Source organism: Mesorhizobium sp. M2C.T.Ca.TU.002.02.1.1, assembly GCF_003997225.1.
This window is the reverse complement of sequence record NZ_RZTO01000010.1, coordinates 1-25,201: the sequence shown is the minus strand read 5'-3', so window position 1 is coordinate 25,201 and position 25,201 is coordinate 1. Positions and strand designations below refer to the sequence as shown.

Genomic DNA, 25,201 nt, shown 5'->3' with positions numbered 1-25,201 from the left:
CCTCCGAGAGGCGCAGCTCTGCCATGAGGTTGTTGATGCGGTTCTGAATGCCAGGCAGGAACTTCGGTCCGGTGACACGGTAACGGCATCCGGAACAAGCGCGCTCGCGCCACACTGGCATGAAGCCGCCCGCCCCCTTCTCGCCACCCGTCGAGCACGACCCCCCTGGGCATATGCCGTGCAGAAAAATCTCGAACGGCGACAGATCCTGGCGTTTGCCGTACTCGCGGAGCATGCCGGCGCCGACGTGATTCTTTATGAAATCCGGAACAACGGCTTCCTGCGCATACTCCTCGATCGCATCCTTGTCCTGGGCCGCCAGCCTGTCATGAGCCTGGCTTCGCGCTTCCATCGCGGCCTGAACGCTGGTGTTGAGCTTCGCGCTACGGTAGCCGTTATAGTGCCATGTCATCATCGCCGTCGCATGGCCGACCAAGTCTTGAACGATCTCGAGGCTGACACCCGCCTCAAGCAGATTCGACACCATCGTGACGCGTATCGCATGCAAATCGAAAACTAGCTTGTCCTCGACAATGAGCGGATACTCAAACCCCATGAGCCGGTTCACGTCCGCCTGGCTATCGCGCAGCAAGTCCTTCCAATAGCTCAGCACCTTCGCTCCGCTGACCGCTAGACCCTGATTGTCGCCGGGTTCGCGAAACAGCGGATATATGTCCGGGAATAGCTCCGGATCGACGCGAGTGAGCTCCTGGGTCCTGCGCTTTATGGGCTTCGCGGTCCGGGTCACCGGATTGTACTTCGCCTGAAGTGCCAGCATTCGATCGAAGCCTTCGACGACCCCGGCATCGGTCCACGGGATTACGTATGGAGCCCCCGTCTTGTTGCTCACGACCTTTTGGCCGAGGATTTTGCTGGACTTCTTCCCGGGCAGGTGAACGAGCTGAAGAAAGCAATCCTTGCGCCCCAATGTAGCTGCAGGATGGGGATTCGGGACCATTGTCATAGTCTTCCGGTCGATGATCTCTTCGTCGCCCTCTCCGCTGTCGACCCACCTTGCACCCTTGTGGCGCATGCCGGAGTTCAAAATGATATCGACCACGATCGCTTCGGCCGGCCAGAAAACATTCTCGTATTCCCCCGTTTCAGGGTTTCTGAGAGTGTGGTGGCATCGCTTGGGCCCGAGACTGCGCGCAAAGGCATAGTCGCCCTCGCGGTTCTTTCGGACGATGAGTTCCCATGCTTCGAGTTCCAGCGGGCGCCGGGGCGTGACATCGGACTTCTTTCTGTAGCCTCCGCCAATTTTGTCCTGCTTGGAGTCGAAGGGGTTCGTAGCATTGAAACGATCGCGTTCCGCTGCGAGCGCGAACCCTTGGCGCATCTTGGTGATCGCGCGATTGGGCAGGTCGGCGGGTTTGCCTTTGAAATACTGGTTCAGGAAATTCCAGAACGTATGGGTATTGCGGCCACTCAAATCGTGAACGTGATCGGTTCGCGAAATCGACTGGAAGTCCTTGGGCGCCTCCTCAGGCTTGAGCGTCATCAGGTAGATGAGCCAGAAGTCGAGCGCATTTTCGATCAGGGTTATGGTTTTGTTCCCGTACCGGGGCAGCAGTTCCCGCAGCTGCGCGGCCCATGACTTTACGTGTGCCGGAACGACGGTGACGGGCCGCTTGAGCATCTTGGATGCTAGCTGGGTGTTGAAAGACGTCGGACTCAAAGTCCAGTTGAAGGCATCCACGCCAATAAGGGCGAGTCGAGCCGCGTTCACGAATAAATGCGCCTCACTGCGTCCATTAACGCTCTCTCCCGCGTGCTCCACCGCGAGCTTGTAAACCGTATTGAGCGACGTCGACAGCATATTGGCCGTGCTCAGGCTTGGGATCTTCTCCTTGAAGGCAGCCATGGGATACCAGTTGAACGACTTCCGGCCTGCCTCCCAGGTGTTCCCGCAGAGCGCTGCCGTGGCGAACGCCTGAACCGATACGCCCGCCCCCGTGTTTCCCTTGCCCTGATGATAGCGGAAGACGGCATCGGCGAAGTCCCGATGTTCCGCCGCGACCGACATCCTGGCGACAAGGGGGGTGAACCGCGCCGGATACAGGTAGATGATCGTGGAAGAGTATTTGGCGGGCCAAACCCAGATCTTCCGCTTGGCCAGGAACTGGGAGAACCACCTTGGCGCGAACTTCCTCTTGGATCCGGCTTTCCCGACACGCTTCTCCTGCTTCTCCATGGCCCGCTCGGTGTCAGCCGCGAGCTGCTCCAGGAACGCAACCGAATCGTCGGCCTGCTGGACTCCGGCTCGAAGCGCCTCCCAGCCCACCTCGCTGTCTTGCGACACAAGCATCCAGTCGTCGATATTCTCATGGTCGTCGACGATGGCTTCGATAATCGCCTTTTGTGCCTTCAGAGGCATCGCAAGGACCAGATCCAGAATCTTGCCTTCGCCGCGCTTCATGCGCTTTCGCGGCTGGCCATCGGATTTCAAATCAGGAATGAGATCGAGGTCCATCGCAGCTGCGGTGAGTGCGGATTTGCTGAAATGGGCATGCTTCTCGGCATTCTGCGTCAGCATGCCGAACAGCTGGTCCTCACGGTCGGCGGCATTGCCCACCCTAAAGCCCAGATTCCCCAGTTTTCGGACGATCTCCCCATACGGCCGGACGAGGAGATCTTTCAGTTCCGACCTGAGCTCCCGGTCGAATTCCTCCCAGAGCCGCTTGAGCTCGTCCGTGTCGGGCACGCGGAGAAGCACGATCCGGTCGGTGCCATTAAAGTAGCTGCCTGGCTCCTTGTCGGAGTACATTAGGTTGTCGTCGTTCCGGAATTCGAGATTCATCATTCAGTCTCCCCATTGTCGTTGATTTGCAGATTCGGTTTCACGCGAGCTCTGCGGTGCGTTTGCTGACCGTGTTCATCGCGTCGAAAATGTCGGTCGGGGTCTTTCCGTATTCCCGCTGGCTCTCGATACTTTTGTGCCTGAGCATCAGCTGGACGATGTCCTCCGGGAGTCCGAGGACATTTCGGGCGTACCACTTGTAGTAGTGGCGCATGCCATGCAGCGAGGCGCCCGGCGAGTACGGTTCGACACCTGCCCGGACACAGGCTCGCCCGAACGCCTTCTCGACGTTCGAGATCTGCAGCGGCTCTCCGAGGTAGTTCCGGTTGACAGCGTTGACGAACAGATACGGGTGCGAGCTCTTGGCGGCGCCTATGTCGGCATGCAACGCGCGAATTCTGTCAAGCAGTCCAGCGAACTCCGCGGCGCGCTTCCTGCAGGTCCACGTGCCGTGGCTGACCAGCCACTCGGCGTTGAAGGTCGTCATGCCCTTCCAGCCGGCCTCGAAGTCTCCCTCGGCATCAGGGCGCGGCTTGAGACCGCGTTCGGCAAGGTAGTCGGTACGCGACTGGATCGCGCGCCTTGAATCGAAATGGCCCACATATTCGGATTTCCGGGGATCCGCGAAGATCGCGACGGGACCAACAAGGTCCGTGCGGAAGAGCTTTCGCGCGTCGTATGGGCTGAGGAAGTCGCAGAACCACATGTTCAGCGCCTCCGATATTCGGGGACCGACGTATGCCAGCAGTATCCAGAGCGCCTTCAGCATGAAGTTTCGTTCGCGGTCGATGATGGCATCGATTTCTTCGCAGGAGAGCGTGGTGGTGTTGCCGTTCTTTGGGACGTTCGCGTGGGCCGCGATGCGTCTCAATGCGGACGGCGGGGCAACGACCAGATCTTCACCCAGGACCATGTGCCAACGCTCCCGGTCGGCCTCGAGATGCTTCAAGAAGTCGTCGGGCGCGGACGATCGCTTGACCGTCGTCCAGATGTCGGACGACGACCTGAAAGCAGCGCCCATGACGGATGCCTTGCCCGTGAAGTCTCGGCAGAAGTTGGCGAACGCTAGAAGGTCGCGAAATTCGGTTTGCACCCACCCCCAACGGACGGGCTTCCAATGAGTGAACCGCCGCAGGGACGGGTCCTTGGGGTTCTCCGCCCTTGCACGGAGATATGCCCAGACCACGCAGTCGATCATGCCTTCCAAGTCCCGCCCTTCGCCGACCGTCAACTGCGTGAATTCATGAAGCCGCCCCACTGCGTTGAGCTTTCGCCGAATGTCCGCGGTGGGAACGTAGGTGTTGATCAGGTTCCGCACCCAGCCCAGCGTCTCGTCCGGGACGACGACTTGGCCGCTCGTGAACCGGATGGCCAGGACAGGGTGCATTACCCGGTCGGGCCTGCTCGGCGCTTCGTCAGCGAAGACATCCCGGTACAAAGAGACGGGCACGTCGAAAACAAAGAACCCCGGCTCGCAGCTGTCGACTTCGAACTGGTCCATGGGGTCCTGCCTGATTGATCGTCGGACAGGAGCGTTACGGCGCCAGGACTTAAGGAATGACCGGCTAACACGCTTAAGGAATCGCCGGCTTACGTCGTAAACGAGCCCTTGATGCAGGCCCGGACACCGAGACGCCAGTATTTCCGTGAGCGATGTCTAAATTAGGCTAAGGCGCGTTCCCATACGTCAACAAGCCAAATGAAATGCATCTACTTCTTTTTAACCCTCCGACGCCAAACGAAGGCTTCCAGTCGGGGGTAGCATCTTGATGTTCTTCGAAGTCGCCGAATCTGGCGGCAGCAGCTTGGCCGAAAGTCATGCCGGGCTAGACTTGCAATCTGGCCGTTCCATGAAAGTAGTAGAGCTCTACGCGGGAGCGGGTGGCATGTCCCTGGGACTGCGGAGGGCCGGATTCGACGTGATTCGAGCCTACGATCACATGCAATGCGCTGTCGACGTCTATAACCGGAATCTCGGTTACCACTCTATCCGCGCGGACCTCGGCGACGTTGCTTCCATCGCGCCGGAGATTTCCAAGCTTCGTCCGGACATGATCGTCGGGGGACCGCCTTGCCAGGATTTCTCTCCGGCAGGCGCCAGGATCGAGGGCGAGCGCGCAAACCACACCCGGACCTTCGCGCTATATGTCTGCTCGGCCGGCCCCAGGTGGTTCATGATGGAGAACGTTCAGCGCGCGCGGAATTCCGCTGCCTGGGCGGATGCCCGCGAGATGCTCGCCAACGCAGGATACGGCCTCTCGCAGATCGTCGTGAATGCCGCTCACTACGGCGTGCCGCAAAAGCGGCAGCGCCTGATCGTCATTGGACGTCGCGGCGAACGGGACGGTTTCCTGCTCGGGTCCATTCAGGAAGCCGCATCGCCAGTGCCGATGCCCTTGAGGGCGGTGTTTGGCGATCAGCTCGGCGATCATGTCTACAACCATCCCCGCACGCCGGGTCGCCGGGGGGTATGGTCGGTCGACGGGCCTAGTCCGACCATACGAAATGCCAGAAGGCCGCAGCCAGCGAGCTACGAGCCCCATCGGAACGACTCCAATTACAACCAGGTGACGGGGCTCTATTTTCGGCCATTCCATGATGCTCGCGGCGTCTATTCGCTAGATGAGCCGGCTCCATCCATCGTCCGGACATCCAGGGAGCGGCCACGTTCGAGCTACATCGCGAGCCCTCATCCAGACGACCCGGCCCCGGCATCTGCGGCTTACGTCCTCACCCAGAAAGATACGGCACGCATCCAAGGCTTCCCTGAGGATTGGGATTGGAGCGGCTGCACGAGCAGGGATATCGATCAGATGATTGCGAATGCCGTCCCGTCGCCGATGGCCGCTGCGCTCGGCAGGGAAATCCTGCGGCGCGAGCGCGGTGAAAGCCACCCAGGCGTGCCGGGGAACTTCGGGCAGTGGCTGGCGAAGGAGAAGAAGATGGCTCCTCAAATGGTCGCGAACACAAAATGGCGCGTCAAGCGGGCCCGCCAGCTGCTCGGAGGACGTGACCTTCAGTGCCAAGGAGCGGAATCCCATGCGTTAGAGGCGGCGTTCGAGCAGGAAGGGTTGGCGAAGGGGACGCGGTCGGACATCAGGCGGGCGCTCAGGCAGTTCCGGGAATGGCAGGAGCAGATGTGAGGGGCACCCTAAAGGAAGATATCTACCTTTGCATGGGTCCGTTACGCATCGAGCAAGGCTGGCACTTTTGTATTCGGCACGCACGCTCGGAAATAGGCATTCAGGTCGGCTCTTGCATCCGGCAATAGGTTGACCATCCAGAAACCAGGCAGAGGTAAATTCGATGGCCGTCCGAAATGGATATGTAGGCGCAGGCCCGCAATTGGTTAATCTTTCGACAGGAAATATTTGGTGCAGCAGGGATTGCCTTGGGCGCCTTATAGGATTGTTTTTATCATGGGCTGATGTCAACGCGGCAGAACATTACCATAACCTGATAATAGCGCTTCAAGACATTAGTGATGATGAACAAGTTTTGCTCGCGGAGGCAACAATTACGCTAGTTGCAAGAGATGGAAGGATCCATCAACTGAAGAGAGCATATGTCGCTTACGATCGCGATTCCGATTACCTTATTGGAGAAGCGTTTACCGAGACGGTAGACGCGCTGAATGCCCTGGAGAACCGAGCGCCAAGCCCATGACTAGGTATGTACTTTGATGAGCCGGGTCTGCATGGCCTTCTGGACCGCAGGGTGTTCTTTGTTGAACATACTGCCTATCCCATTGACGGTCTCGTATTGCGAGGCGTTTTCCAGCCATGCCTCGGCATCTCTGAAAATCACCTTCAGCGTTTCTCTTCCAGATTTCATCGCTGGAGGGCCGTAGACGGCGATCAATGCGCGTACCCGATTGACGTTCCCGACCTCCATGCATGTCTGCAAATGCGGTGCGAAGATGGTTTCAATATTGTGCAGTCGCTGCTCGTCGCTCATTCGAACCTCCTTGACCCAAGGACGTAGTTGAGCACGGTCTCCCGCAACCCAGAAGCCCCACCACACGTGAAATCTACATGCCGTCGGTATTACACCGTAAGCACGAAGCCCGGATCGAACGCCCGGTTTTCATCGTCGTATCCCCTTGGGTTGCAGACGATCCTAGTACTCCCAACGACATAATCGCAGCTGTCATGCGTATGTCCATGCACCCATAGAGCGGGCCGCCCATCCTCGATGACCCGTGTGAGATCCGAGGCGTAAGCGGCGTTGAGGAGATCGTGCGCGAATCTGGCTGGGATCGATCCCACATGCGGCAGGTGATGCGTCACCACGACGGTCGGCGTAGCGTCGGCCTTGAGCGCGGTCTCGATGAACCGTCGCGACCCCATATGCATGCGGTAGGCGGTTTCTGGGAGAAATCTTTGCCAAGGATTACGCCTTACGGCGATCTTCCGATAGTCGTTCATCCGTTGACGCGCATGGAACATGGCGACCTGGGGATGGCCTTGCACCCGATAGTCCGTCCACAGCGTTGCTCCCAAGAACTGGACGCCCTGGATGACAACGGAAGCGTCCTCGAGGAAATGGATGTTCGCGAACTTGGCAGCGGCAGCGCGACCGTCTTCCAGTCCCTCGCGGACGCCGCCGCCGTAGAACTCGTGATTGCCTGCGACATAGACGCAAGGCATCGCGTGAGCGATGTTCTCAGCTAACCAGTGGACACCGTTTGCCGGGGCGCGGCAGAGGTCGCCGGCCACTACGCAGACATCAGCCTCTGGAATCTTGAGCGGCCCTCGAAGATCCGCGACCTCGAGATGCACATCGGAAAGCAGCCAGATCTTCATTCGGTCGAATCCTTGATGAAGCGCGCACCGCCATCCGGGTCCGGGATTCGCGACCCTGGAAGCCGATACGTTGCTGTCTTGAAAATGAAGGCTATCGGCTTAGCCGGGGCGTTCCCGGAATCGCTTCCTGACCTGCCCCAGGACGGTATCGAGTTCCGCCCCCTCTAGCGTGGCCTTCTCGAACACCTTCTCGGCCAGGAAGTCGAGGGCCTGCGATTGTTCGCGAACGATCACCAGGGCAGCCTCATAGGCACGCTCGAGACGGATATTCACGCGAGCTGCCACCTCCGGATCGGCGGCCAAGGTCGCCGTGACTTCCTTCGGCTTGCGGTAGAGGAGCGGCCACTTGCCACCGAAACCAAGGACCGTTTCTATGTCGAGCGCCAGCCGCGTCGCCGATGCAAGATCGCTGTAGTCCAAGCCGCCGCTATTCGCCGAGATCGAGCCGAGCATAACTTCCTCGGCGGCCCGCCCGGCGAGCGTCTCTATGAGCACGGCGGTGAGCCAGGCTTCGGTCACCTCGTCCTGGCCAGTGCTTCCGGAGATATAACCGCCCTTGGGGGCCTCGATGGTTATCTCGTAAATGGGACCAAACCCGAGCAGCAGACGGGCCACAGCGTGTCCCGCTTCATGAATTGCCATCCTCAAGCGGAGGGCCATGGAGCGCGAGGGTTTCGCGGCAGCGATCCGCTCTTCAAGATCGGAAAAGGCAAGCGAACGCTGCTCGCGCCGCGCTTGCTGCCGGGCTTCCTTGACCACGCGTTCGATATCGGCTCCGGTGAGGCCTTGCGCCTTCCGGGCAAGCGCCGAGAGAGCGGCGGGGGCCGACGGGGATGCCGAGGGCTGCATGCTTGTCATGGTGCGTCGGCCTCCGCCCTGGCGGGGATCGCCGCTGCGACGAGGTTGCGGTACGGCTGGTCGAACATCATGGCGACCCCCTCCTGCTGCATCTTGTGCAGATCGGATTTCCCGATCGCTGGCACGCCCGCCAAGATGGCTTCGACATCGTCACCAAGATGATGCCTGAGGATCGATAAGCGCGCCTCCGCGTCGGGAAGCGGGATCTCGATTTGCCTGTCGATCCTTCCGGACCGGAGCAGCGCAGGGTCGATCGCCGTAGGATCGTTGGTGGCGCAAACGATGATCACCCCACTCGCGCGCGCCGCCCCGTCAAGCATCTCGAGGCCGCAGTTGACGAAGGAATTCCAGTAGTCGGCGTATTCCCGCGTCTCGAAAGGGACCCGTCGGCCAATGCTGTCGAACTCGTCGATGAAAAGAACGCAGGGCCTTTGAGCTTCGGCCTCCGCGAAGGCGCTACGGACGCGCTTCAGGACATCGCCCAAGTGAGAAGGCTCGAGCCATCGCGCAACCGAGGTCGCGAGCAACGGGACTTGAAGGGTGTTGCATAGGGCGCGCGCGAACAGCGTCTTGCCGACTCCCGGCGGGCCGGACAGAAGGACTTTGGTGCTCATGTCCGCCCAGGCAAGCTTGCCAGCGCGCCACAGCGGCAACTCGTCTTTGACCTGCAAGGCCCACACGGTCGCTTCACCGTAACCGGCAAGGCTCTCGACCGTCGGAACGCTCTGGGCTCCGCCGATCTCGGACGGCGGCGTTGGCGCAATGATGTCCGAGCCTGAGGCGGGATCCTCCTTGCGAGCGGCGGACGAGCTTGCGGACTTCGACCTCTCGCCCTGTGGCGGCTTGCCATCCGGTGTCTCCGTGCCCTTGGCTGCATCCCCCGCGGGCTCGGCAAGTCGGCGCAGGGTTTCGGCTGCTGCGTCCGCGATGATACCCGGCCTGATGGCGAGGGAAAGGTCACCTAGATTCAGCAATCGAAAGTCAATGCCGTCCAGTTTGCCGTCCGTTGGCACCGTGCCGATAACGGTTTCGATCGTGCGACGCGCGATCGTGGCATTGAGCGTTCCGCATTCAAGGCCGAGCTGCGACGCGCTGACGAGCTTCGCTGCAAGCAGCTCCGCCTTTTCGGCGACGGCAAGGATCGGAAAGTCGCTGCAAGCGGCGATGCCGAATTGCCTTTCGCTGTCGTCTTCATGATCCTGTCCGACAAACGTGACCGCCCGCCAGCGGGATGTACGGTTGAATCGCGGTGGATCCATGTCATAGCCGACCGAGATTGCGACGGTGCCAGGCAAGAGAACGCCGCGCTTCAGCAGAGACAGGAAGCTGCGCTCGAATCCTTGGACTTCACACAGCATTGCCACGATCGGCCTCCGCAGTCTCAGGACCTGCAAAACGCTGGCGAGCGCAGCGTTGCCGTCTTCGATCGCTTGCGCTAGCAGGAGCACGGTCGCGACATCGGACGCTCGCGGAGGCTCCGCGGCCGCGCGTATCGCGCGCACCATCTCGACGTCGCCCGCCCGCACGTGCGCAGGAAGGGCTGCCTTTCGCGGCGCTGCGTTGTCGCCTCCGTGGACTGGCGCCGCGCAACCATCGCGACCGACGTCGAGAGGGAGTTCGGGGGAGCCAAGTATCGGACGCGGCGTTTCGGCGGGGAGCCTGCGCCGATGGCGCGACAGGATGGATACCGCCTGCTCGGAAGGCATCGCTGCCATCGCTCCTGGATGACGGCGATAGACCGTCAGCGCGCCACCATGGCTCTCGACGCTTTCCCGCTGAAGGATCCCTGCTTCAACGGCATCCGAGAGCGCGAGCGCCCTCGCCTCGCGTCGCAGCCGCTTCAGTAAGTGAGCCGCAAGGCGCTCGTTCATTCGATTGGCTCCGTCGCCAGGCGGTTGTTGCCGAATACTTTGGGACCGCTTCTTCTTGCGCTTCATCGGCGACTCCTGCGTCTCGGCATCCCGTTCCATGAGCATCGTTCTTCATTGCGCCCGGCCGCCGGCGGATTGCGCCAGTCCGCCATTTTGTTCGCAACGTCGGCACCGATTCCTCATCATTGCCTTGGCCTGTGCCGCTCTCTCGCCTCGACGAGCGATTCCAGGAGTTGCTGCAGCTTCCGGATCGAGCCGCCACGCCAGTTCTTGCCTAGCGCCGCCAGTTCGTAGGCTTCGAGGGGCGTCGCCCAGCGCGGGTCGTGCCCGGCGTCGACATAGAGGCGTTCGAGTATGCGCGGCGCAAGCACGTTAAGCTGTTCGGGACCAGGTTCGGGAAATGCGATCACCCGGCATCGGTCGAGAAGCACCGAAGGCACCCCGGTGAGCGTGTTGGCCGTCATCAGCCACGAGACGTGCGACAGGTCGCAGGCCGACTCGACGTATGGATCGAACCAACGCTGCGAGGTCTCCTCCTCGAGCAAGCCGACCAAGACATCGTGCGGGTTGCCGTTGTGCCTGGAGGTGCCGACTTTCTCGATCTCGTCGAGGATGATGACGGGGCCTGCCGTGTGATGGCGGCGGATCGACAGCACCGCGATGCTCGGTTCGCCCGACGACCAGCGCCGCGCGGTCCCGCCGATCGCGCTGTCGCTCATCCCGCCGCAGGACACCAGCTCGAAGGAAAGGGCGAGTTCTTCGCAGAACCGCCGGGTCAGCCGCGTCTTGCCGCATCCCGGCGTGCCGACCAGGATCGTGGGACGCAAATGGACATTGTCGCGGCCGACGAGGCGCTTGAGCAAATCGTCGATGACGGCGACGGCGTAAGGGAATTCTTCCACGAGCCGCATCCGCACCCGGGCGAGATCGGGAACCGGCGGCAACGGCAAGCGGACGTTGAGCAGCTTCTTGAATTCCGCAGCGACTCGCTTGCCCTCGGACGTGGAATCGTTGCCGATCGCCCTGAAGACGATCACGACGCTTTTCGGTTTGTTGCTTTGCCAGGCCTGTTCCCCGGCGTCCGTCTCTTCGTCTTCGGCCGTCTCGCGCGACGCGGACTTGTCTTCCGGTTGCTTCGTCTTGTCTTCCTGCGGCTTGATCGCCGCCTCGAACTCCCTCGCGTAGAAGCGCAGGTCGCTGCCCACCCTGCCGCGCGGCCATTGCAGGAGCCCGTTCCGGCTCATTGGCCCATAGGTGTGAGCGACGAGAGACCAAGCGAGCGCCCGCGACACGAGGCTGAAGTCGCTATGATCGCGAACGTCGCCGAATGCGACCGCGGCTGTCTCGCCGGCGATCGCGGCCGCGGCCTGGGGATGCCCGCACGAGGCGAGATAGAACCGGATGCGCAGCCGTGCGTCGTGCGCGGACACCGTGTCGAAGCTGTCCGCGGCTTCAAGCGCTTCCATGACGCGCTGCAGCGCCTCAACGTCTTGGTCGACCGCGAGGTCGTCCAGAGAAGCCACGAGGGGAGCGATTTCGAATTTCGGCTTGTGCTTCAGCCTTCGCGAGAGCCGTTCGCCGAATTCCCTGACGTCGGTAGCCATGTCCTCGGACAGAAAAGGCATGCCGCGCAGCAGTTCGATTCCCGTCGGAAGGTGCATGCCTGCTTTCGCCGCTTCGAGGCGACGTTTGAAGTGGCGGTCGTGACTGGACCGTGAATCCTTGGCAGCCATTTCCGTAGCCGCTCAAGCGTCCAGTCGGGAACGTTCTGCGGGTCGGCCGAGCCGATACCACCTCGACAGCGTCCGTGCCCAGGTCTTCTCTTCGGACATCAGCCATACGTCCGACGTGGCAATCGATCTGTTCGCCCCGACGAGCGTCGGATGTCCCGTCGACAGCCCTATCAGGCATGGAACCGCCCGGTTCGCGAGGAACCACCGATCGAGGACAGGAGCAGGCTCTTCGCCCGCCATCGCTTGCGGCTCGACGCCCTGAAGGATTCGCTCGATGTCGATGGCGAGCGCTCTGAGACGTCCGGCTTCTGTGACGAGCTGCTCCTCGCTCTCGCGTCGGCCGAACACCAGCATCCGCTAACTCCATCGTCCCGAGGATTCGGTTCTCGGTGATTCGCGAAAATCCAAGCGCGAATCCCGCACATCGCTATTTCGCGGTATCTAGCTGGCCAATAACTGGCATTTCAAACGCCAATTTGTGGCGTCAACAATTCTGTGGTGGAAATCCCCTCAACCAAGGAAGGGGACAGTGATCGTTCCAAACGAAATCTTGCGCGCGGCACGATCGGCGCTGGGCATGAGCCAGGCGGAGCTCGCGAAGATTTCGGGAGTTGGAGTGCGAACGATAATGCGCGTGGAGCGGAACGAACGCGTGGCTGTTCGCACGCTTCAACGCCTGCAAACCGCTTTTGAAACGCGTGGACTGAAATTTCTCGCGAGCGAGCCCGACCTTGGGCCCGGGTTCAGGATTCCGCTCGCGTCGATAAAGCGCGACGACTTGCGGTTCTGATCGGCGCAGTTGCCGTTCAGCCCGGGATCGCCGGGGCGTAAGCTGCGGAGCTACGGCGCTGGCGACGCGCCGGCTGACCGGGGTTCAGGGGAAAACCAATCCATAGGCTTGGCCTTGCCAGGCAGCGCACGCCCTGCGTTGAATAGACAGCCCCGCCGAGCTCCACGCTTGCAGGGCTTGAATTGGACTCGCAAAAGATCGACTGCAGTCGGTGCCAGGTCGGGCGGTCAAACCATCCCGAGTGCAGCTTTATAGAGATCGAGGATCGCCTCGGCCTCCTGCCGCTCGGCTTGGTCCTGCTTGCGCATTCTGACAAGCTGCCTCACCGCCTTAACGTCAAAACCCGTCCCCTTCGCCTCCGCGTATACGTCCTTGATATCGTCGGAAATCGTCTTCTTTTCTTCCTCGAGCCGCTCGATGCGTTCGATGATTGTGCGCAGCTGCCCAGCGGCTACGGTCTGGCTGGTCTCGGTGATTTCGTCGGCCATTGGGTATCCTTCCTGGATCGTCGGCGTGTCGTCTAGTTCGACAAGGTGTCGCCCACGTAAGTGATTGATTTCGTGTCTAGGCGACAAGCTTTAGGGGGGACTGGAAGCCGGTGCCCTTGGCCTCGGCATAGACGTCCTTGATGTCGTCGGAGATCGTCTTCTTCTCTTCCTCGAGCCGCTCGATGCGCTCGATGATGGTGCGCAGCTGGCCGGCGGCTACAGTCTGGCTGGTCTCGGTGATTTCGTCGGCCATTTTTCTCTCCGCGTCTTCTGGAGCCAAGGCGATTCCCGCCACGGCGAATTGGAGCGGGTTCCCTGCCCGAGCGGACGCGGCGGGTCAAGACACTTGTCGAGCGGCTGTGGACGGCTGCTGTCAGTCGTCCGTCCGACTTCCGGTTCGGGCCGTCACTTAAAGGCTATGAGCAGATCCTTCGCATCGATCTGGTCGCCGGCTTTGACCAACACCTCTGCGATCTCGCCGTCGCGTTCGGCATGCAGCGCGGTTTCCATCTTCATCGCCTCGATCGACAGAAGCACGTCGCCTGCCTTGACCGCCTGTCCGGCCGCCACCGCAAGCGCCGACACGACGCCGGGCATCGGCGCGCCGACATGCCCCTCATTGCCGGGCTCGGCCTTGCGGCGCGCCTTGGCGGCGGAAGCGCCATGCGCCCTGTCCGGCACCTTGACGCGGCGCGGCTGGCCATTGAGCTCGAAGAAGACGGTGACCATGCCCTTCTCGTCGACATCGCCGAACGCCTGGCAGCGGACCACCAGCGTCTTGCCCTTCTCGATGTCGAGGAAGATCTCGTCCTCAGACTTCATGCCGTAGAAATAGGTTGGCGTCGGCAGCACGCTCACCGGCCCGTAGGTCTCCTGCGCCGCCGCGAAATCGGTGAACACCTTCGGATACATCAGCCACGACGCGAATTCGTACTCCGAGAGCTTGCGCTCGAGCTTGCCCTCGATGTCCTTGCGGCTTGCCTTGAGGTCGGCGGGCTTCAACAGCGAGCCGGGCCGCGCGGTGATCGGCTTTTCGCCCTTCAGCGCCTTCTTCTGCAGCGCGGCCGGCCAGCCGCCGGGCGATTGGCCGAGATCGCCGCGCAGCATCGACACGACCGAATCCGGGAAGGCGATATCCTTGGCTGGGTTCTCGACATCGGCGACGGTGAGGTCCTGGCTGATCATCATCAGCGCCATGTCGCCCACCACCTTGGACGACGGCGTCACCTTGACGATGTCGCCGAACATCAGGTTGACGTCGTGATAGGCCTGTGCCACCTCATGCCAGCGTGTCTCCAGGCCAAGCGAGCGCGCCTGTTCCTTGAGGTTGGTGAACTGGCCGCCCGGCATCTCGTGCAGATAGACTTCCGAGGCCGGCCCCTTGAGATCGCTCTCGAAGGCGGCGTACTGGTTGCGCACCGCCTCCCAATAGAAGGAGATGCGGCGGATCCATTGCGGGTCGAGGCCGGGATCGCGCTCGGTGCCCTTCAGCGCCTCGACGATCGAGCCAAGGCAGGGCTGCGAGGTGTTGCCGGAGAAGGAATCCATCGCCGCGTCGATCGCGTCGGCGCCGCTCTCCACCGCCGCCAGCACCGTTGCCGCGGAAAGCCCCGACGTGTCGTGCGTGTGGAAATGGATCGGCAGGTCCGTCGCCTCGCGCAGCGCCTTGAACAGCACGCGGGCAGCACTCGGCTTGAGCAAACCGGCCATGTCCTTGACGGCGATGATATGCGCGCCGGCGGCCTCCAGCTCCTTGGCGAGCCCGACATAATATTTGAGGTCGTATTTGGCGCGGGCCGGATCGAGGATATCGCCGGTGTAGCACATCGCCGCTTCGACCAGCTTGCCTTCGGCGCCGACGGCATCCATGGCGACCCGCATGTTTTCGACCCAGTTCAGGCAGTCGAAGACGCGGAACAGATCGACGCCGCCGCTTGCCGCCTGGCGGACGAAATGCTGGACGACATTGTCGGGATAGTTGGTGTAGCCGACGCCGTTGGCGCCGCGCAAAAGCATCTGCAGCAGAAGGTTGGGCGCCGCCTCGCGCACCTTGCTCAGCCGCTCCCAGGGGTCCTCGGTGAGGAAGCGCATGGCGACGTCGAACGTGGCGCCGCCCCAGCATTCCAGCGACAGGAGCTGCGGCAGGGCCCGCGCATAGGTGCCGGCGATGCCGGCGATGTCATAGGTGCGCATACGCGTGGCGAGCAGCGACTGGTGGCCGTCGCGCATCGTCGTGTCGGTGACCAGCACCTGGCGCTGCTCCCGCATCCAGCTCGCGAATTTCTCCGGGCCCAGCGCATCGAGCCTCTGCTTGCTGCCGTCCGGAATATGGCCGTTCAGATAGGGCACCACGGGTGCCGCCGCATTCGCCTTCGGCATCGGCCGGCCGCGCGTTTCCGGATGGCCGTTGACGCTGACATCGGCCAGATAGGTGAGCAGCTTGGTGGCGCGGTCCTGCCGCTTCACCTGCTCGAACAGTTCCGGCGTCGTGTCGATGAACTTGGTCGTGTAGGAATTGTCGGCGAAGCGCGGGTGGTTGATGATTGCTTCGAGGAAGGTGAGGTTGGTGGCCACGCCCCGGACGCGGAACTCGCGCAGCGCCCGGTTCATGCGCGAGATCGCCTCGGCGGGCGTCGGCGCCCAGGCCGTCACCTTTTCCAAGAGCGGATCGTAGAAGCGGGTGATGACCGCGCCTGAATAGGCGGTGCCGCCATCGAGCCGGATGCCGAAGCCGGCCGCCTCGCGATAGGCGGTGATGCGGCCATAGTCCGGGATGAAATTGTGCTCCGGATCCTCGGTGGTGATGCGGCACTGCAGCGCATGGCCGTTGAGCCGGATGTCCTTCTGCGCCGGCACGCCCGATTGCTTGGTGCCGATGGCGAAGCCGTCGAGGATGTGGATCTGCGCCTTGACGATGTCGATGCCGGTCACCTGCTCGGTGACGGTGTGCTCGACCTGGATGCGCGGATTGACCTCGATGAAGTAGAATTTGCCGGTGTCGGCGTCCTGCAGGAACTCGACCGTGCCGGCGCCGATATAGCTGGTTTCGCGCGCGATTTTGAGCGCATAACCGCAAAGTTCCTGACGCAGCTCTTCACTGAGATAAGGCGCCGGCGCGCGCTCCACGACCTTCTGGTTGCGGCGCTGGATCGAGCAGTCGCGCTCGAACAGATGCACCGCATTGCCGTGGGTGTCGCCCAGCATCTGCACCTCGACGTGGCGGGCGCGCTCGATCAGCTTTTCGAGATAGACCTCATCCTTGCCGAAGGCGGCCTTGGCCTCGCGCTTGCCCTCCATCACCTCGCGCGCGAGGTCGGCCTCGGAACGGATGGCGCGCATGCCGCGGCCGCCGCCGCCCCATGAGGCCTTGAGCATCACCGGATAGCCGACCTCGGCCGCGAGCTTCTTCACCTCGTCCATGTCGTCGGGCAGCGGATCGGTCGCCGGCACCACCGGCACGCCGACCTCGACCGCCAGGTTACGCGCGGCGACCTTGTTGCCCAGCCGGCGCATCGTTTCCGGCTTCGGACCGATGAAGGTGATGCCGGCCGCCGCGCAGGCTTCGGCGAATTCGGGGCTTTCCGAGAGCAGGCCGTAGCCGGGGTGGATGGCGTCGGCGCCCGACAGCCTGGCGACCCGGATCACCTCCTCGATCGACAGATAGCTCTCGATCGGGCCCATGTCCTTGGCAAGATGCGGTCCGCGCCCGACCTGATAGCTCTCGTCGGCCTTGAAGCGGTGCAGCGAATATTTGTCCTCCTCCGCCCAGATCGCCACGGTTTTGAGACCGAGCTCGTTGGCCGCGCGGAACACGCGGATGGCGATTTCGGACCGGTTGGCGACAAGGATCTTCGTGATTGCCAAGGACTGGGCTCCAGCAGCGTAAGGGAAGATAAACCGGCGCAATGATTAGCGTGAAAATGCTGCAGTGCAAACAAATTTGCGCGACAGCTAAAACGATTTAACTCGCTTGTTTGCGTCAGACTGTCATTTGCTTTTCCGCCGACATCGGCGGTCGGGGGCGGGTATTCCGGGCGCGCGGCGCGGGAGCTCTCCTGCAAGGGCCGCAAACCCGCAAACGAAATGCCCGGCGCAAGCGCCGGGCATCCCAAAAGTCGGCTTGATTTGGCCGGCTTATTTCTCGAAGTAGGCGTACTTGCCGTCGTCGCCCTTCTTCCATTCGTAGATGACATAGTCCGGGCGGGTGATGTCGCCCTTGGCGTCGTAGCCGATGTCGCCGATGGCCGTCTTCCAGGTGTTGGCCCGGATGGTCTCGGCAACCTTCTGCGCGTCGTCGGCCGAGCCGGTCTTGGCGATGGCCTGGGCGATGATCTGCACGGCGGCATAGGAGTAGAGCGTGTAGGCTTCCGGCTCGAAGCCGGCGGCGCGGAACTTCTCGACCACTTCCTTGGCGGCCGGATTCTTGCGCGGATCCGGAGCGAAGGTGTTGAGCGTGCCGGCAACGGCATCACCCGCGATCGAAGCCAGTTCGTTGGAGACGATGCCGTCGCCCGAGAACAGCGGCGCCTTCAGGCCCTGGTCGGCCGACTGACGGATGATCAGGCCGGCTTCGGTGTGCAGGCCGCCCCAGTAGATGAGCGTGACGCCGTTTTCCTTCATCTTGGCGATGAGGGCCGAGAAGTCCTTGTCGCCGACATTGACGCCTTCATACATCACTTCCTTGATGCCGTTGGCGTTGAGATTCTTCTTGGTCTCGTCGGCGAGGCCCTGGCCGTAAGGCGTCTTGTCGTGGACGATGGCGATCTTGGCGTCCTTGAAGTTCTTGGCGATGTAGTCGCCGGCCACCTTGCCCTGCTGGTCGTCACGACCGCAAGTGCGGAAGGTGTTCCACATGCCGCGCTCGGTGAACTTCGGGTTGGTCGCGGCAGGCGTGATCTCGAGAATGCCGTTTTCCTGATAGACTTCCGAGGCCGGGATCGACACGCCCGAGTTGAAGTGGCCATCGACATACTTGACGCCGTCGGCGACGAACTTGTTGGCGACCGAGATGCCCTGCTTGGGATCGGAAACGTCGTCGCCGATCTCGAGCTTGAGCATCTGTCCATTGACGCCGCCCGCCGCGTTGATGTCGGCGATCGCCTGTTCCGCGCCCTTCTGCAGCTGTGCGCCGAACGCGGCGTTCGGGCCGGTGATCGGACCGGCGACGCCGATCAGGATGTCAGCGGCCCACGCGCTGCTGCTGAGCGCGACGAACGCGGTCAGCGCAACGGCGGACAAGAGTGATTTTTTCATTGAAACGCTCCCATTTACGGAGTGGGCGTGGATGATACTTTCATGCGATGCCCACCCTTATCGCAGAAAGCATAGAATGCCGATTTTCAGGCACTTGTCACGCCGATTCATCCCCGAGACGGCGTTAATCATGAACGTCAACCTTTCGGTTTCCAGCTTAATAAGGAAGCTCTTTCATAGAGCCAGTTATACTGGGTGACCATCTGGTTGGTGCGCGTGTATTGATAGCCGAGGAAGCCAAGGATCATCAGCACGATGGTGTCGACGATATAGTAATGCAGCGAGAACATCGTGCCCTCGAACAGGGCATGATGGATGAACCTGATGCCGACGCCGAGGCCGAGCATGTAGAAGAACAGCTGCAAGTGGCTGCTCCAGGTCTGCGCCGCCGCCTTGCCGGTCATCCATGCCGCCCAGCCGCCGAGCAGGCAGGTGACGAACAGGAACTGCCAGATCGAGGCCTCTTCGTAGAGAATACCCATGATTGATCTCCCCCGATCTCAGTGATGCCCGCCTTCGAGATAGGCGGCGCGCACTTCCGGATTGGCCAGCAGTTCCTTGCCGGTGCCGCTCATCGTCACATTGCCGTTGACCATGACATAGCCGCGATTGGCGAGCTTGAGCGCGCCGAAGGCGTTCTGCTCGACCAGGAACACGGTCAGTCCCTGCGCCTTGTTGAGCTCGCGTATGGCGTCGAAGATCTGCTTGACGATCAGCGGCGCCAAGCCCAGCGACGGCTCATCGAGCAACAAAAGCTTCGGCCGCGCCATCAGCGCGCGCCCGATCGACAGCATCTGCTGCTCGCCGCCCGACAGCGTGCCGCCGCGCTGGGCGATACGCTCTTTCAGCCGCGGGAACAGCGCGAACACTTTCTCGACGTCCTCGTCGTAATGTTTGAGGTTGTCGAGGCTGGCGCCCATCTGCAGGTTTTCCATCACCGTCATGCGCGGGAAGATGCGGCGTCCTTCCGGCGACTGGGCGATGCGCAGGCGGGCGATCTCGTGCGTCGGCAACTGGGTGATGTCGGTGCCGGCGAAGGTGATGGTGCCGGTTCGCGCGCGCGGAGCGCCGAAGATGGTCATCATCAGGGTCGACTTGCCGGCGCCGTTGGCGCCGATCAGCGCCACGATCTCACCCTGGTTGACCTGCACATTGACGCCGTTCAGCGCGCGGATGTTGCCGTAGTAGGTCTCGACGCCCTTGATGTCGAGCAGCGTTGTGCCGGCCATTATTTGCGCCCTCCACGCGTCGCGGGCTTGGCCGCCGCTTCCTTCGCCAGCGCTTTCGCCTGGCCGATCCAGTCTTCGCGCTCGATGCGCCCGTCAAAGGCGAGATAGGCTTCCGCCGCTTCGATGTCGGCCTTCTTCCAGGCGGCGATCTGGTCGAAATGGAAGATGCCGTGCTCGTTCAGCTTGCGCTCGTTGACCGGGCCGATGCCCTTGATGCGGATCAGGCTGTCGGCCTTGCCGCCGCGCGGCGCGTCGAGGCGGTTGGAGATGCCTGCGGCCTTCGCGGCGGGGGCCTTCGCGGCCGCCTTGGTCGACCGCGCTTTTGCTGCCGGCTTGTTCGCCGCCGGAGCAACGATCGGCTTGCTGGCGATCGACGCGGAGCGCGCGTCGACCTGGGCCGCCTTCGAGGCCCCTTTTGACACCGTGACCCGCTCGCCCTCGTTGGCATGTTCGACGCTGTCCGAAACCGGCCCCGCCATCATCGAAGCGGAATTGCCCGGCCCGTGCGCGGGGTCGGGGCCTGTATCGAGCTGCTCGATGACATCCTCGTCGCCGACTTCGGTGAGCACTTCTTGCACCTCCTCGTCGTCGACGCCGAGATAGGCGGCGATGACGCGCGGATCGGTGCGCACCGACTGCGGATTGCCGTCGGAAATCTTGCGGCCGTATTCGAGCACCACGACATGGTCGGAGATCTGCATCACCACCGACATGTCGTGCTCGATGAGCAGGATCGACGTGCCCGTGGCCTTGATGCCCATCAAAAGCTCGTTGAGCGCGGCCGATTCCTTCGGATTGAGGCCGGCGGCCGGTTCGTCCAGGCACAGAAGCTCCGGCCCGGTGCACATGGCGCGCGCGATTTCCAGCCGCCGCTGCGCGCCATAGGGCAGGTCGCCGGCCGGATCGTCGGCGCGGTCGACGAGGTCGGCCTTCTCCAGCCAGTGCCTGGCGAGCTCGATCGATTCGGCCGAGGCCTGGCGATAGCTCGGGAAGCCGAACAGGCCGAGGAAGGTATAGCCCGAGGCCTTCATCAGTTTGTTGTGCTGCGCGACCAGAAGGTTCTCCAGCAGCGTCATGCCCGAGAACAGGCGGATGTTCTGGAAGGTTCGCGCCACATTGGCGCGCGCCGGGATCTCGTGGTTGGGCAGGCGTTCGAGCAGATAGGTCGAGCCGTCACGCTTGTTGAGCGTGATCATGCCCTCGGTGGGCTTGTAGAAGCCGGTGATGCAGTTGAACACCGTCGTCTTGCCGGCGCCGTTCGGCCCGATCAGCGCGGTGATCTCGCCGCGCCTGGCCTGGAACGACAGGTCGCCGATGGCGACAAGGCCGCCGAACTTCATCGACAGATGCTCGACCTGCAGGATGAAGTCGTTCGAGGAAGGGGTCGCGTTCATCAGCCGTGGCCCTCCTTGGTGAAGGAGGCTGAGACCGCTCTTCGCTCCTTCAGGAAGGCTGTCGGTTCCCGACTGCCGACGAAGCCGCGCGGCTTCCACAGCATGACGATCACCATGGCCATGCCGAACAGAAGCATGCGGTAGAGTTCAGGCGTGAAATCCGGCCCGAACACGGCCTTGAGGAAGTCGAGCTCGCGCAGGATTTCGGTGCCGCCGATCATCACCAGCGCCGCCACCGCGATGCCGCCGAGCGAGCCCATGCCGCCAAGCACGACGATGGCGAGGATGATAGCCGATTCCAGGAAGACGAAGGATTCAGGGCTGACGAAGCCTTGCCTTGCCGCGAAGAACGAGCCGGCGAAGCCGCCGAACATGGCGCCGGTGGCGAAAGCGGTCAGCTTGGTGGTGGTGGTGTTGATGCCGAGCGAGCGGCAGGCGATCTCGTCCTCGCGCAGCGCTTCCCAGGCGCGTCCCACCGGCAGGCGACGAAGCCTGATGGTGACGAAGGCGGTGAGGAAGCAGAGCGCCAGGATCAGATAATAGAGGAAGATCTTGTAGTAGGCGCCCGACTGGGCGATGTGCAGCACCTTGGCGATATAGTTCGGATCCGAGACGTTGAACGACATCAGGCCGAAGAACGACACTTTCGGAATGCCGGAGATGCCGGCCGAGCCGTTGGTCACCTCGCGCCAGTTGATCAGCACCAGACGGATGATCTCGCCGAACGCCAGCGTGACGATAGCCAGATAGTCGCCGCGCAATCTCAGCACGGGAAAGCCGAGCAGGACGCCCCAGAGGGCGGCCATGGCGCCGGCGGCCGGCAACAGGATCCAGAAGGACAGGCCGAAATGCGTGCCGAGCAGCGCATAGGCGTAAGCGCCGACGGCATAGAAGGCGACGTAACCGAGATCGAGCAGGCCGGCGAGGCCGACGACGATGTTGAGGCCCCAGGCCAGCATCACGTAGATCAGGATCTGGATGCCGAAATTATCGACCCACTTCAGCGAGCCCTGGAAGCCGAACGCGAGCACCATCGCAATGGGGTAGAGGATCAGCAAGGTGGCGCCGATCTTGTTGAAGTTCTGCCTGACGAAGCCGGGCTCGGCGACAATGGCGGGCGCTCCCGCCTTCTCGGCCTTACGCCGTTCCATGGCCGGTACGGCGTAAGCCACATAGAGGAAGCGGCCAATGGTGACGGCGCCCACCACGATGGCGAGCAAACCCCAGCGCTTCACCAGGATCAGCTCGTTGCTGATGTTCTGGTCGGTCCTCAGACCGATGAACAGCACGAACAGGCCAAGCGAAATGGCGCCGGCGTAAAGCGCCTCGCGAAAAGCGCGTTGTACGGGAGTAGCGACGGTGTCGCGCTCCGAGGACACGGTAGCGGCCATGAGGATCAGACCTTTTCGACTTCAGGCCGGCCGAGGATGCCGGAGGGCAGGAAGATCAGCACGATCGCCAGGATCGAGAAAGCGGCGACGTCCTTGTAGTCGATCGAGAAATAGGCCGACCACATGCTCTCGATGAAGCCGATGAGCAATCCGCCGAGCACGGCGCCGGGCAGCGAGCCGATGCCGCCGAGCACGGCCGCCGTGAAGGCTTTCACGCCCGGCACGAAGCCGTCCGAGAACACCACGACGCCGTAATACATCAGGAACAGCGTGCCGGCGACGGCGGCAAGGGCCGCGCCCATGATGAAGGTGATGGAGATGGTGCGGTCGACGTCGATGCCGAGCAGCGCGGCCATCTTGCGGTCCTGCTCGCAGGCGCGCTGCGCCCGCCCGAGCGCCGTTCGGTTGACGAGGTACCAGAAGATCGCCAGCAGCGCGATGGTGACGATCACGATGATGATCTGCTTCAGCGAGATGCTGATGCCGTCGATCGTGTAGACCTGGCTGACCAGCGGCGGGATCGGCTTGTTGCGCGGACCCTGCGTGACCTGCACGAAGTTGGACAACGCGATCGACATGCCGATGGCGGTGATCAGCGGCGCCAGGCGGAACGAGCCGCGCAGCGGACGGTAGGCCACCTTCTCGATCGTCCAGTTGTAGAGGCTGGTGAGAAGCATCGCCACGATCATCATGATCAGAAGCGCCACCACGACCGGCACCGAGTAGAACAACGCGCCAAGGATCAGAAAGACGATGAGCGCGGTGAAGGCGCCGATCATGAAGATGTCGCCATGGGCGAAATTGATCATGCCGATGATGCCGTAGACCATCGTATAGCCGATCGCGATCAGCCCATAGATCGATCCCAGCGTCAGCCCGTTGATAAGCTGCTGGACGAAATATTGCATATTTATGCGGCTCCCCTGGAATGTCGCCTTTCAGGACGCATTCCTTTTCGTATTTCCCCTAGTCGTAAAGTTTCGAGCCCGGATTGCAACGTGATTTTTCAATCGCTCCGCGTGGTTTGGAAGCACGCCGTCCGATTGCCCGTTTTTTCGCACCCGACCCCTGGACTATCGCGGACCCTATCATTGGCACAACGCAATGTCTTTGACGATTCAACCTTATGATGACCCTCCTGTCGAAGGAATCAGCGTCAAAATAAGTTGATGAGAAGAATCCTTGCATGAAGCGAAGCGCTCGGTTTTGCACCGCCGCACCTTCCGTAAGGTCAGGATTCCGCTCTGTGTGACGGCCGCGGGACGGTGGGGCGCCCGCGATGGAATGCGCCTCTCCAGAATAGAAAAGCCTTGAAGCAAAGTCTCGGCAAGCAGAGCCTGCCTGTCCATCGAGATTGCGTTTTTCAATCCCTTTGAACGGCGGGTGAAGACGCCCGCCGGCGCCCCAGGGCCGGAGCGCATGCCGGCTGATCCCGTCACGTCACGATGAACCCGTGCGCGAACGGATCGCGGTCGTCGATGAAGATGGTGTTCAACCCGGTCATTCGTGCCCAGCCGCCGATCGAGGGGATGATCGCCGGCTTGCCCGCCACGCTGACCTCCTTTTCGACCCTGCCCTTGAACAGCGAGCCGATGATCGATTCATGCACGAAACTGTCGCCTTCCTTGAGCCTGCCCTTGGCATGGAGCTGCGCCATCCGCGCCGAGGTGCCGGTGCCGCAGGGCGAGCGGTCGATCGCCTTGTCGCCATAGAAGACGGCATTGCGCGCATCGGCCTCGGGGTTCTTCGGCTTGCCGGTCCACAGCATGTGCGACAGCCGGTTGATACCGGGGTTCTCCGGATGCACGAAGGAGTATTTCTCGTTGAGGCGCTGCCGCACCACCGGACTCCAGGCGATGAGGTCGCCCGCCGAATAATCGGCCATGTCGCGATAATTCTTCTGCGGCTCGACGATGGCGTAGAAATTGCCGCCATAGGCGACATCGACGCTGATCTCGCCGAGCACCGGGCATTCGACGGTCAGCCCTTCGGCATAGAGGAAGGACGGCACGTTGGTGATGCGCACCTCCTCGACATATTCGCCGACCTGTTTGTATTCGGCGATGACCAGGCCGGCCGGCGTGTCGAGCCTCAAGACGCCGGGCGTCTTCGGCTTCACCAGCCCGTGCTCGATCGCCATCGTCACGGTGCCGATCGTGCCGTGGCCGCACATCGGCAGGCAGCCCGAGGTCTCGATGAACAGGATGGCGATGTCGCAGTCATCGCGCGTCGGCGGATAGAGGATCGAGCCCGACATGACGTCATGGCCGCGCGGCTCGAACATCAGCCCGGTGCGGATCCAGTCATATTCGGCGAGGAAATGAGCCCGCCGCTCCATCATCGTCGAACCCTCGAGCAATGGCCCGCCGCCGGCGACCAGGCGCACCGGGTTGCCGCAGGTGTGGCCGTCGATGCAGAAGAAGGATTTCTTGGCCATGGTTGCTCTCTTGCTGTCAGAACCGTTGCGGACGGAAGGGCGTGAGGTCGAGCGGCGGAGTCTGCCCGAGAACGAGATCGCGGATCAAGCGGCCGGTCGCCGCCGACTGGGTGAGGCCGAGATGGCCATGGCCGAAGGCATAATAGATATTC

At 62.1% G+C, this 25,201-nt stretch carries 19 protein-coding genes and 2 pseudogenes; 2 read left to right on the top strand and 19 right to left on the bottom strand.

The genetic code is table 11. The annotated features are described in order from the left end of the window. Nucleotides 1-2,803 (bottom strand): VPA1269 family protein (locus EOD07_RS01330; protein WP_164772020.1); only part of this gene is annotated, 2,803 nt, incomplete at its 3' end. A gap of 37 nt (nucleotides 2,804-2,840) precedes the next feature. Beyond that, nucleotides 2,841-4,301: a tyrosine-type recombinase/integrase gene (locus tag EOD07_RS01325; protein WP_127233628.1), complete on the bottom strand. Its 1,461-nt coding sequence runs from the start codon at nucleotides 4,299-4,301 to the stop codon at nucleotides 2,841-2,843. 268 nt (nucleotides 4,302-4,569) lie between these two features. Here EOD07_RS01325 and dcm point away from each other — a divergent pair, with 268 nt between their 5' ends. Continuing rightward, a complete protein-coding gene (gene dcm, locus EOD07_RS01320) occupies nucleotides 4,570-5,943 on the top strand; it encodes a DNA (cytosine-5-)-methyltransferase (RefSeq protein WP_127233627.1) in 1,374 nt (457 codons plus the stop codon). Between the two features lie 523 nt (nucleotides 5,944-6,466). Here dcm and EOD07_RS01315 read toward each other — a convergent pair. The 6 genes from EOD07_RS01315 to EOD07_RS01290 all read right to left on the bottom strand — a co-directional run bounded on the left by EOD07_RS01315 (nucleotide 6,467) and on the right by EOD07_RS01290 (nucleotide 12,421). Then, entirely contained in the window at nucleotides 6,467-6,757 is a 291-nt protein-coding gene (locus tag EOD07_RS01315) for a hypothetical protein (protein WP_127233626.1), read from the bottom strand. An 89-nt stretch (nucleotides 6,758-6,846) separates the two neighbouring features. Further along, nucleotides 6,847-7,605, bottom strand: a complete 759-nt coding sequence (locus tag EOD07_RS01310; RefSeq protein ID WP_127233625.1) for a metallophosphoesterase — start codon at nucleotides 7,603-7,605, stop codon at nucleotides 6,847-6,849. A 99-nt stretch (nucleotides 7,606-7,704) separates the two neighbouring features. Beyond that, nucleotides 7,705-8,463 carry an ATP-dependent Zn protease gene (locus EOD07_RS01305; protein WP_127233624.1) on the bottom strand — a complete coding sequence of 253 codons (759 nt, stop codon included), beginning with the start codon at nucleotides 8,461-8,463 and terminating at the stop codon, nucleotides 7,705-7,707. Continuing rightward, nucleotides 8,460-10,400, bottom strand: a complete 1,941-nt coding sequence (locus EOD07_RS01300) for an ATP-binding protein (protein WP_164772018.1) — start codon at nucleotides 10,398-10,400, stop codon at nucleotides 8,460-8,462. The genes EOD07_RS01305 and EOD07_RS01300 overlap by 4 nt, the downstream gene beginning before the upstream one ends. 116 nt (nucleotides 10,401-10,516) lie before the next feature. Next, nucleotides 10,517-12,067: an AAA family ATPase gene (locus EOD07_RS01295; RefSeq protein ID WP_127233622.1), complete on the bottom strand. Its 1,551-nt coding sequence runs from the start codon at nucleotides 12,065-12,067 to the stop codon at nucleotides 10,517-10,519. Nucleotides 12,068-12,079: 12 nt separating this feature from the next. Further along, complete coding sequence (locus EOD07_RS01290) at nucleotides 12,080-12,421, bottom strand: DUF6634 family protein (RefSeq protein WP_127233621.1); 342 nt, start codon at nucleotides 12,419-12,421, stop codon at nucleotides 12,080-12,082. 175 nt (nucleotides 12,422-12,596) lie between these two features. On the opposite strand from EOD07_RS01290, the gene EOD07_RS01285 reads away from it, so the two are divergent. Then, nucleotides 12,597-12,857, top strand: a complete 261-nt coding sequence (locus EOD07_RS01285) for a helix-turn-helix transcriptional regulator (protein WP_127233620.1) — start codon at nucleotides 12,597-12,599, stop codon at nucleotides 12,855-12,857. A gap of 227 nt (nucleotides 12,858-13,084) precedes the next feature. On the opposite strand, the gene EOD07_RS01280 is transcribed toward EOD07_RS01285, so the two are convergent. The 11 genes and pseudogenes from EOD07_RS01280 to EOD07_RS01230 form a co-directional block, all read right to left on the bottom strand. Then, nucleotides 13,085-13,345 (bottom strand): DUF2312 domain-containing protein, encoded by a 261-nt coding sequence (locus tag EOD07_RS01280; protein ID WP_127233619.1) that lies wholly within the window; start codon nucleotides 13,343-13,345, stop codon nucleotides 13,085-13,087. 97 nt (nucleotides 13,346-13,442) lie between these two features. Further along, nucleotides 13,443-13,598, bottom strand: a pseudogene (locus EOD07_RS01275) (GapR family DNA-binding domain-containing protein); the annotation flags it as partial. Nucleotides 13,599-13,750: 152 nt separating this feature from the next. Beyond that, nucleotides 13,751-17,209 carry a pyruvate carboxylase gene (pyc, locus tag EOD07_RS01270; protein ID WP_127233618.1) on the bottom strand — a complete coding sequence of 1,153 codons (3,459 nt, stop codon included), beginning with the start codon at nucleotides 17,207-17,209 and terminating at the stop codon, nucleotides 13,751-13,753. A gap of 270 nt (nucleotides 17,210-17,479) precedes the next feature. Further along, nucleotides 17,480-18,598 (bottom strand): branched-chain amino acid ABC transporter substrate-binding protein, encoded by a 1,119-nt coding sequence (locus EOD07_RS01265; RefSeq protein ID WP_040991641.1) that lies wholly within the window; start codon nucleotides 18,596-18,598, stop codon nucleotides 17,480-17,482. A 137-nt stretch (nucleotides 18,599-18,735) separates the two neighbouring features. Then, nucleotides 18,736-19,083: a DUF6867 family protein gene (locus EOD07_RS01260; protein WP_040991640.1), complete on the bottom strand. Its 348-nt coding sequence runs from the start codon at nucleotides 19,081-19,083 to the stop codon at nucleotides 18,736-18,738. Nucleotides 19,084-19,098: 15 nt separating this feature from the next. Then, a complete protein-coding gene (locus EOD07_RS01255; RefSeq protein ID WP_073985005.1) occupies nucleotides 19,099-19,827 on the bottom strand; it encodes an ABC transporter ATP-binding protein in 729 nt (242 codons plus the stop codon). Beyond that, nucleotides 19,827-21,221: an ATP-binding cassette domain-containing protein gene (locus EOD07_RS01250; protein WP_127233617.1), complete on the bottom strand. Its 1,395-nt coding sequence runs from the start codon at nucleotides 21,219-21,221 to the stop codon at nucleotides 19,827-19,829. The genes EOD07_RS01255 and EOD07_RS01250 overlap by 1 nt, the downstream gene beginning before the upstream one ends. Beyond that, nucleotides 21,221-22,612, bottom strand: coding sequence for a high-affinity branched-chain amino acid ABC transporter permease LivM (gene livM / locus EOD07_RS01245; protein ID WP_127233616.1), 1,392 nt, complete (start codon nucleotides 22,610-22,612; stop codon nucleotides 21,221-21,223). The genes EOD07_RS01250 and livM overlap by 1 nt, the downstream gene beginning before the upstream one ends. A 5-nt stretch (nucleotides 22,613-22,617) precedes the next feature. Further along, on the bottom strand, nucleotides 22,618-23,520 hold the full coding sequence (locus tag EOD07_RS01240) for a branched-chain amino acid ABC transporter permease (RefSeq protein WP_040991823.1): 903 nt from the start codon (nucleotides 23,518-23,520) through the stop codon (nucleotides 22,618-22,620). A gap of 527 nt (nucleotides 23,521-24,047) precedes the next feature. Then, complete coding sequence (locus EOD07_RS01235; RefSeq protein ID WP_127233615.1) at nucleotides 24,048-25,049, bottom strand: 4-hydroxyproline epimerase; 1,002 nt, start codon at nucleotides 25,047-25,049, stop codon at nucleotides 24,048-24,050. Between the two features lie 16 nt (nucleotides 25,050-25,065). Beyond that, nucleotides 25,066-25,201: pseudogene (locus EOD07_RS01230) on the bottom strand (FAD-binding oxidoreductase); the annotation flags it as partial.

Coding starts and splice junctions, on each gene's coding strand:
- EOD07_RS01300 (WP_164772018.1), bottom strand. CDS start 10,400: ATGAAGCGCAAGAAGAAGCGGTCCCAAAGTATTCGGCAACAACCGCCT.
- EOD07_RS01250 (WP_127233617.1), bottom strand. CDS start 21,221: ATGAACGCGACCCCTTCCTCGAACGACTTCATCCTGCAGGTCGAGCAT.
- EOD07_RS01295 (WP_127233622.1), bottom strand. CDS start 12,067: ATGGCTGCCAAGGATTCACGGTCCAGTCACGACCGCCACTTCAAACGT.
- EOD07_RS01265 (WP_040991641.1), bottom strand. CDS start 18,598: ATGAAAAAATCACTCTTGTCCGCCGTTGCGCTGACCGCGTTCGTCGCG.
- EOD07_RS01235 (WP_127233615.1), bottom strand. CDS start 25,049: ATGGCCAAGAAATCCTTCTTCTGCATCGACGGCCACACCTGCGGCAAC.
- EOD07_RS01280 (WP_127233619.1), bottom strand. CDS start 13,345: ATGGCCGACGAAATCACCGAGACCAGCCAGACCGTAGCCGCTGGGCAG.
- EOD07_RS01240 (WP_040991823.1), bottom strand. CDS start 23,520: ATGCAATATTTCGTCCAGCAGCTTATCAACGGGCTGACGCTGGGATCG.
- EOD07_RS01290 (WP_127233621.1), bottom strand. CDS start 12,421: ATGCTGGTGTTCGGCCGACGCGAGAGCGAGGAGCAGCTCGTCACAGAA.
- EOD07_RS01305 (WP_127233624.1), bottom strand. CDS start 8,463: ATGACAAGCATGCAGCCCTCGGCATCCCCGTCGGCCCCCGCCGCTCTC.
- EOD07_RS01255 (WP_073985005.1), bottom strand. CDS start 19,827: ATGGCCGGCACAACGCTGCTCGACATCAAGGGCGTCGAGACCTACTAC.
- dcm (WP_127233627.1), top strand. CDS start 4,570: ATGTTCTTCGAAGTCGCCGAATCTGGCGGCAGCAGCTTGGCCGAAAGT.
- EOD07_RS01315 (WP_127233626.1), bottom strand. CDS start 6,757: ATGAGCGACGAGCAGCGACTGCACAATATTGAAACCATCTTCGCACCG.
- EOD07_RS01310 (WP_127233625.1), bottom strand. CDS start 7,605: ATGAAGATCTGGCTGCTTTCCGATGTGCATCTCGAGGTCGCGGATCTT.
- EOD07_RS01325 (WP_127233628.1), bottom strand. CDS start 4,301: ATGGACCAGTTCGAAGTCGACAGCTGCGAGCCGGGGTTCTTTGTTTTC.
- livM (WP_127233616.1), bottom strand. CDS start 22,612: ATGGCCGCTACCGTGTCCTCGGAGCGCGACACCGTCGCTACTCCCGTA.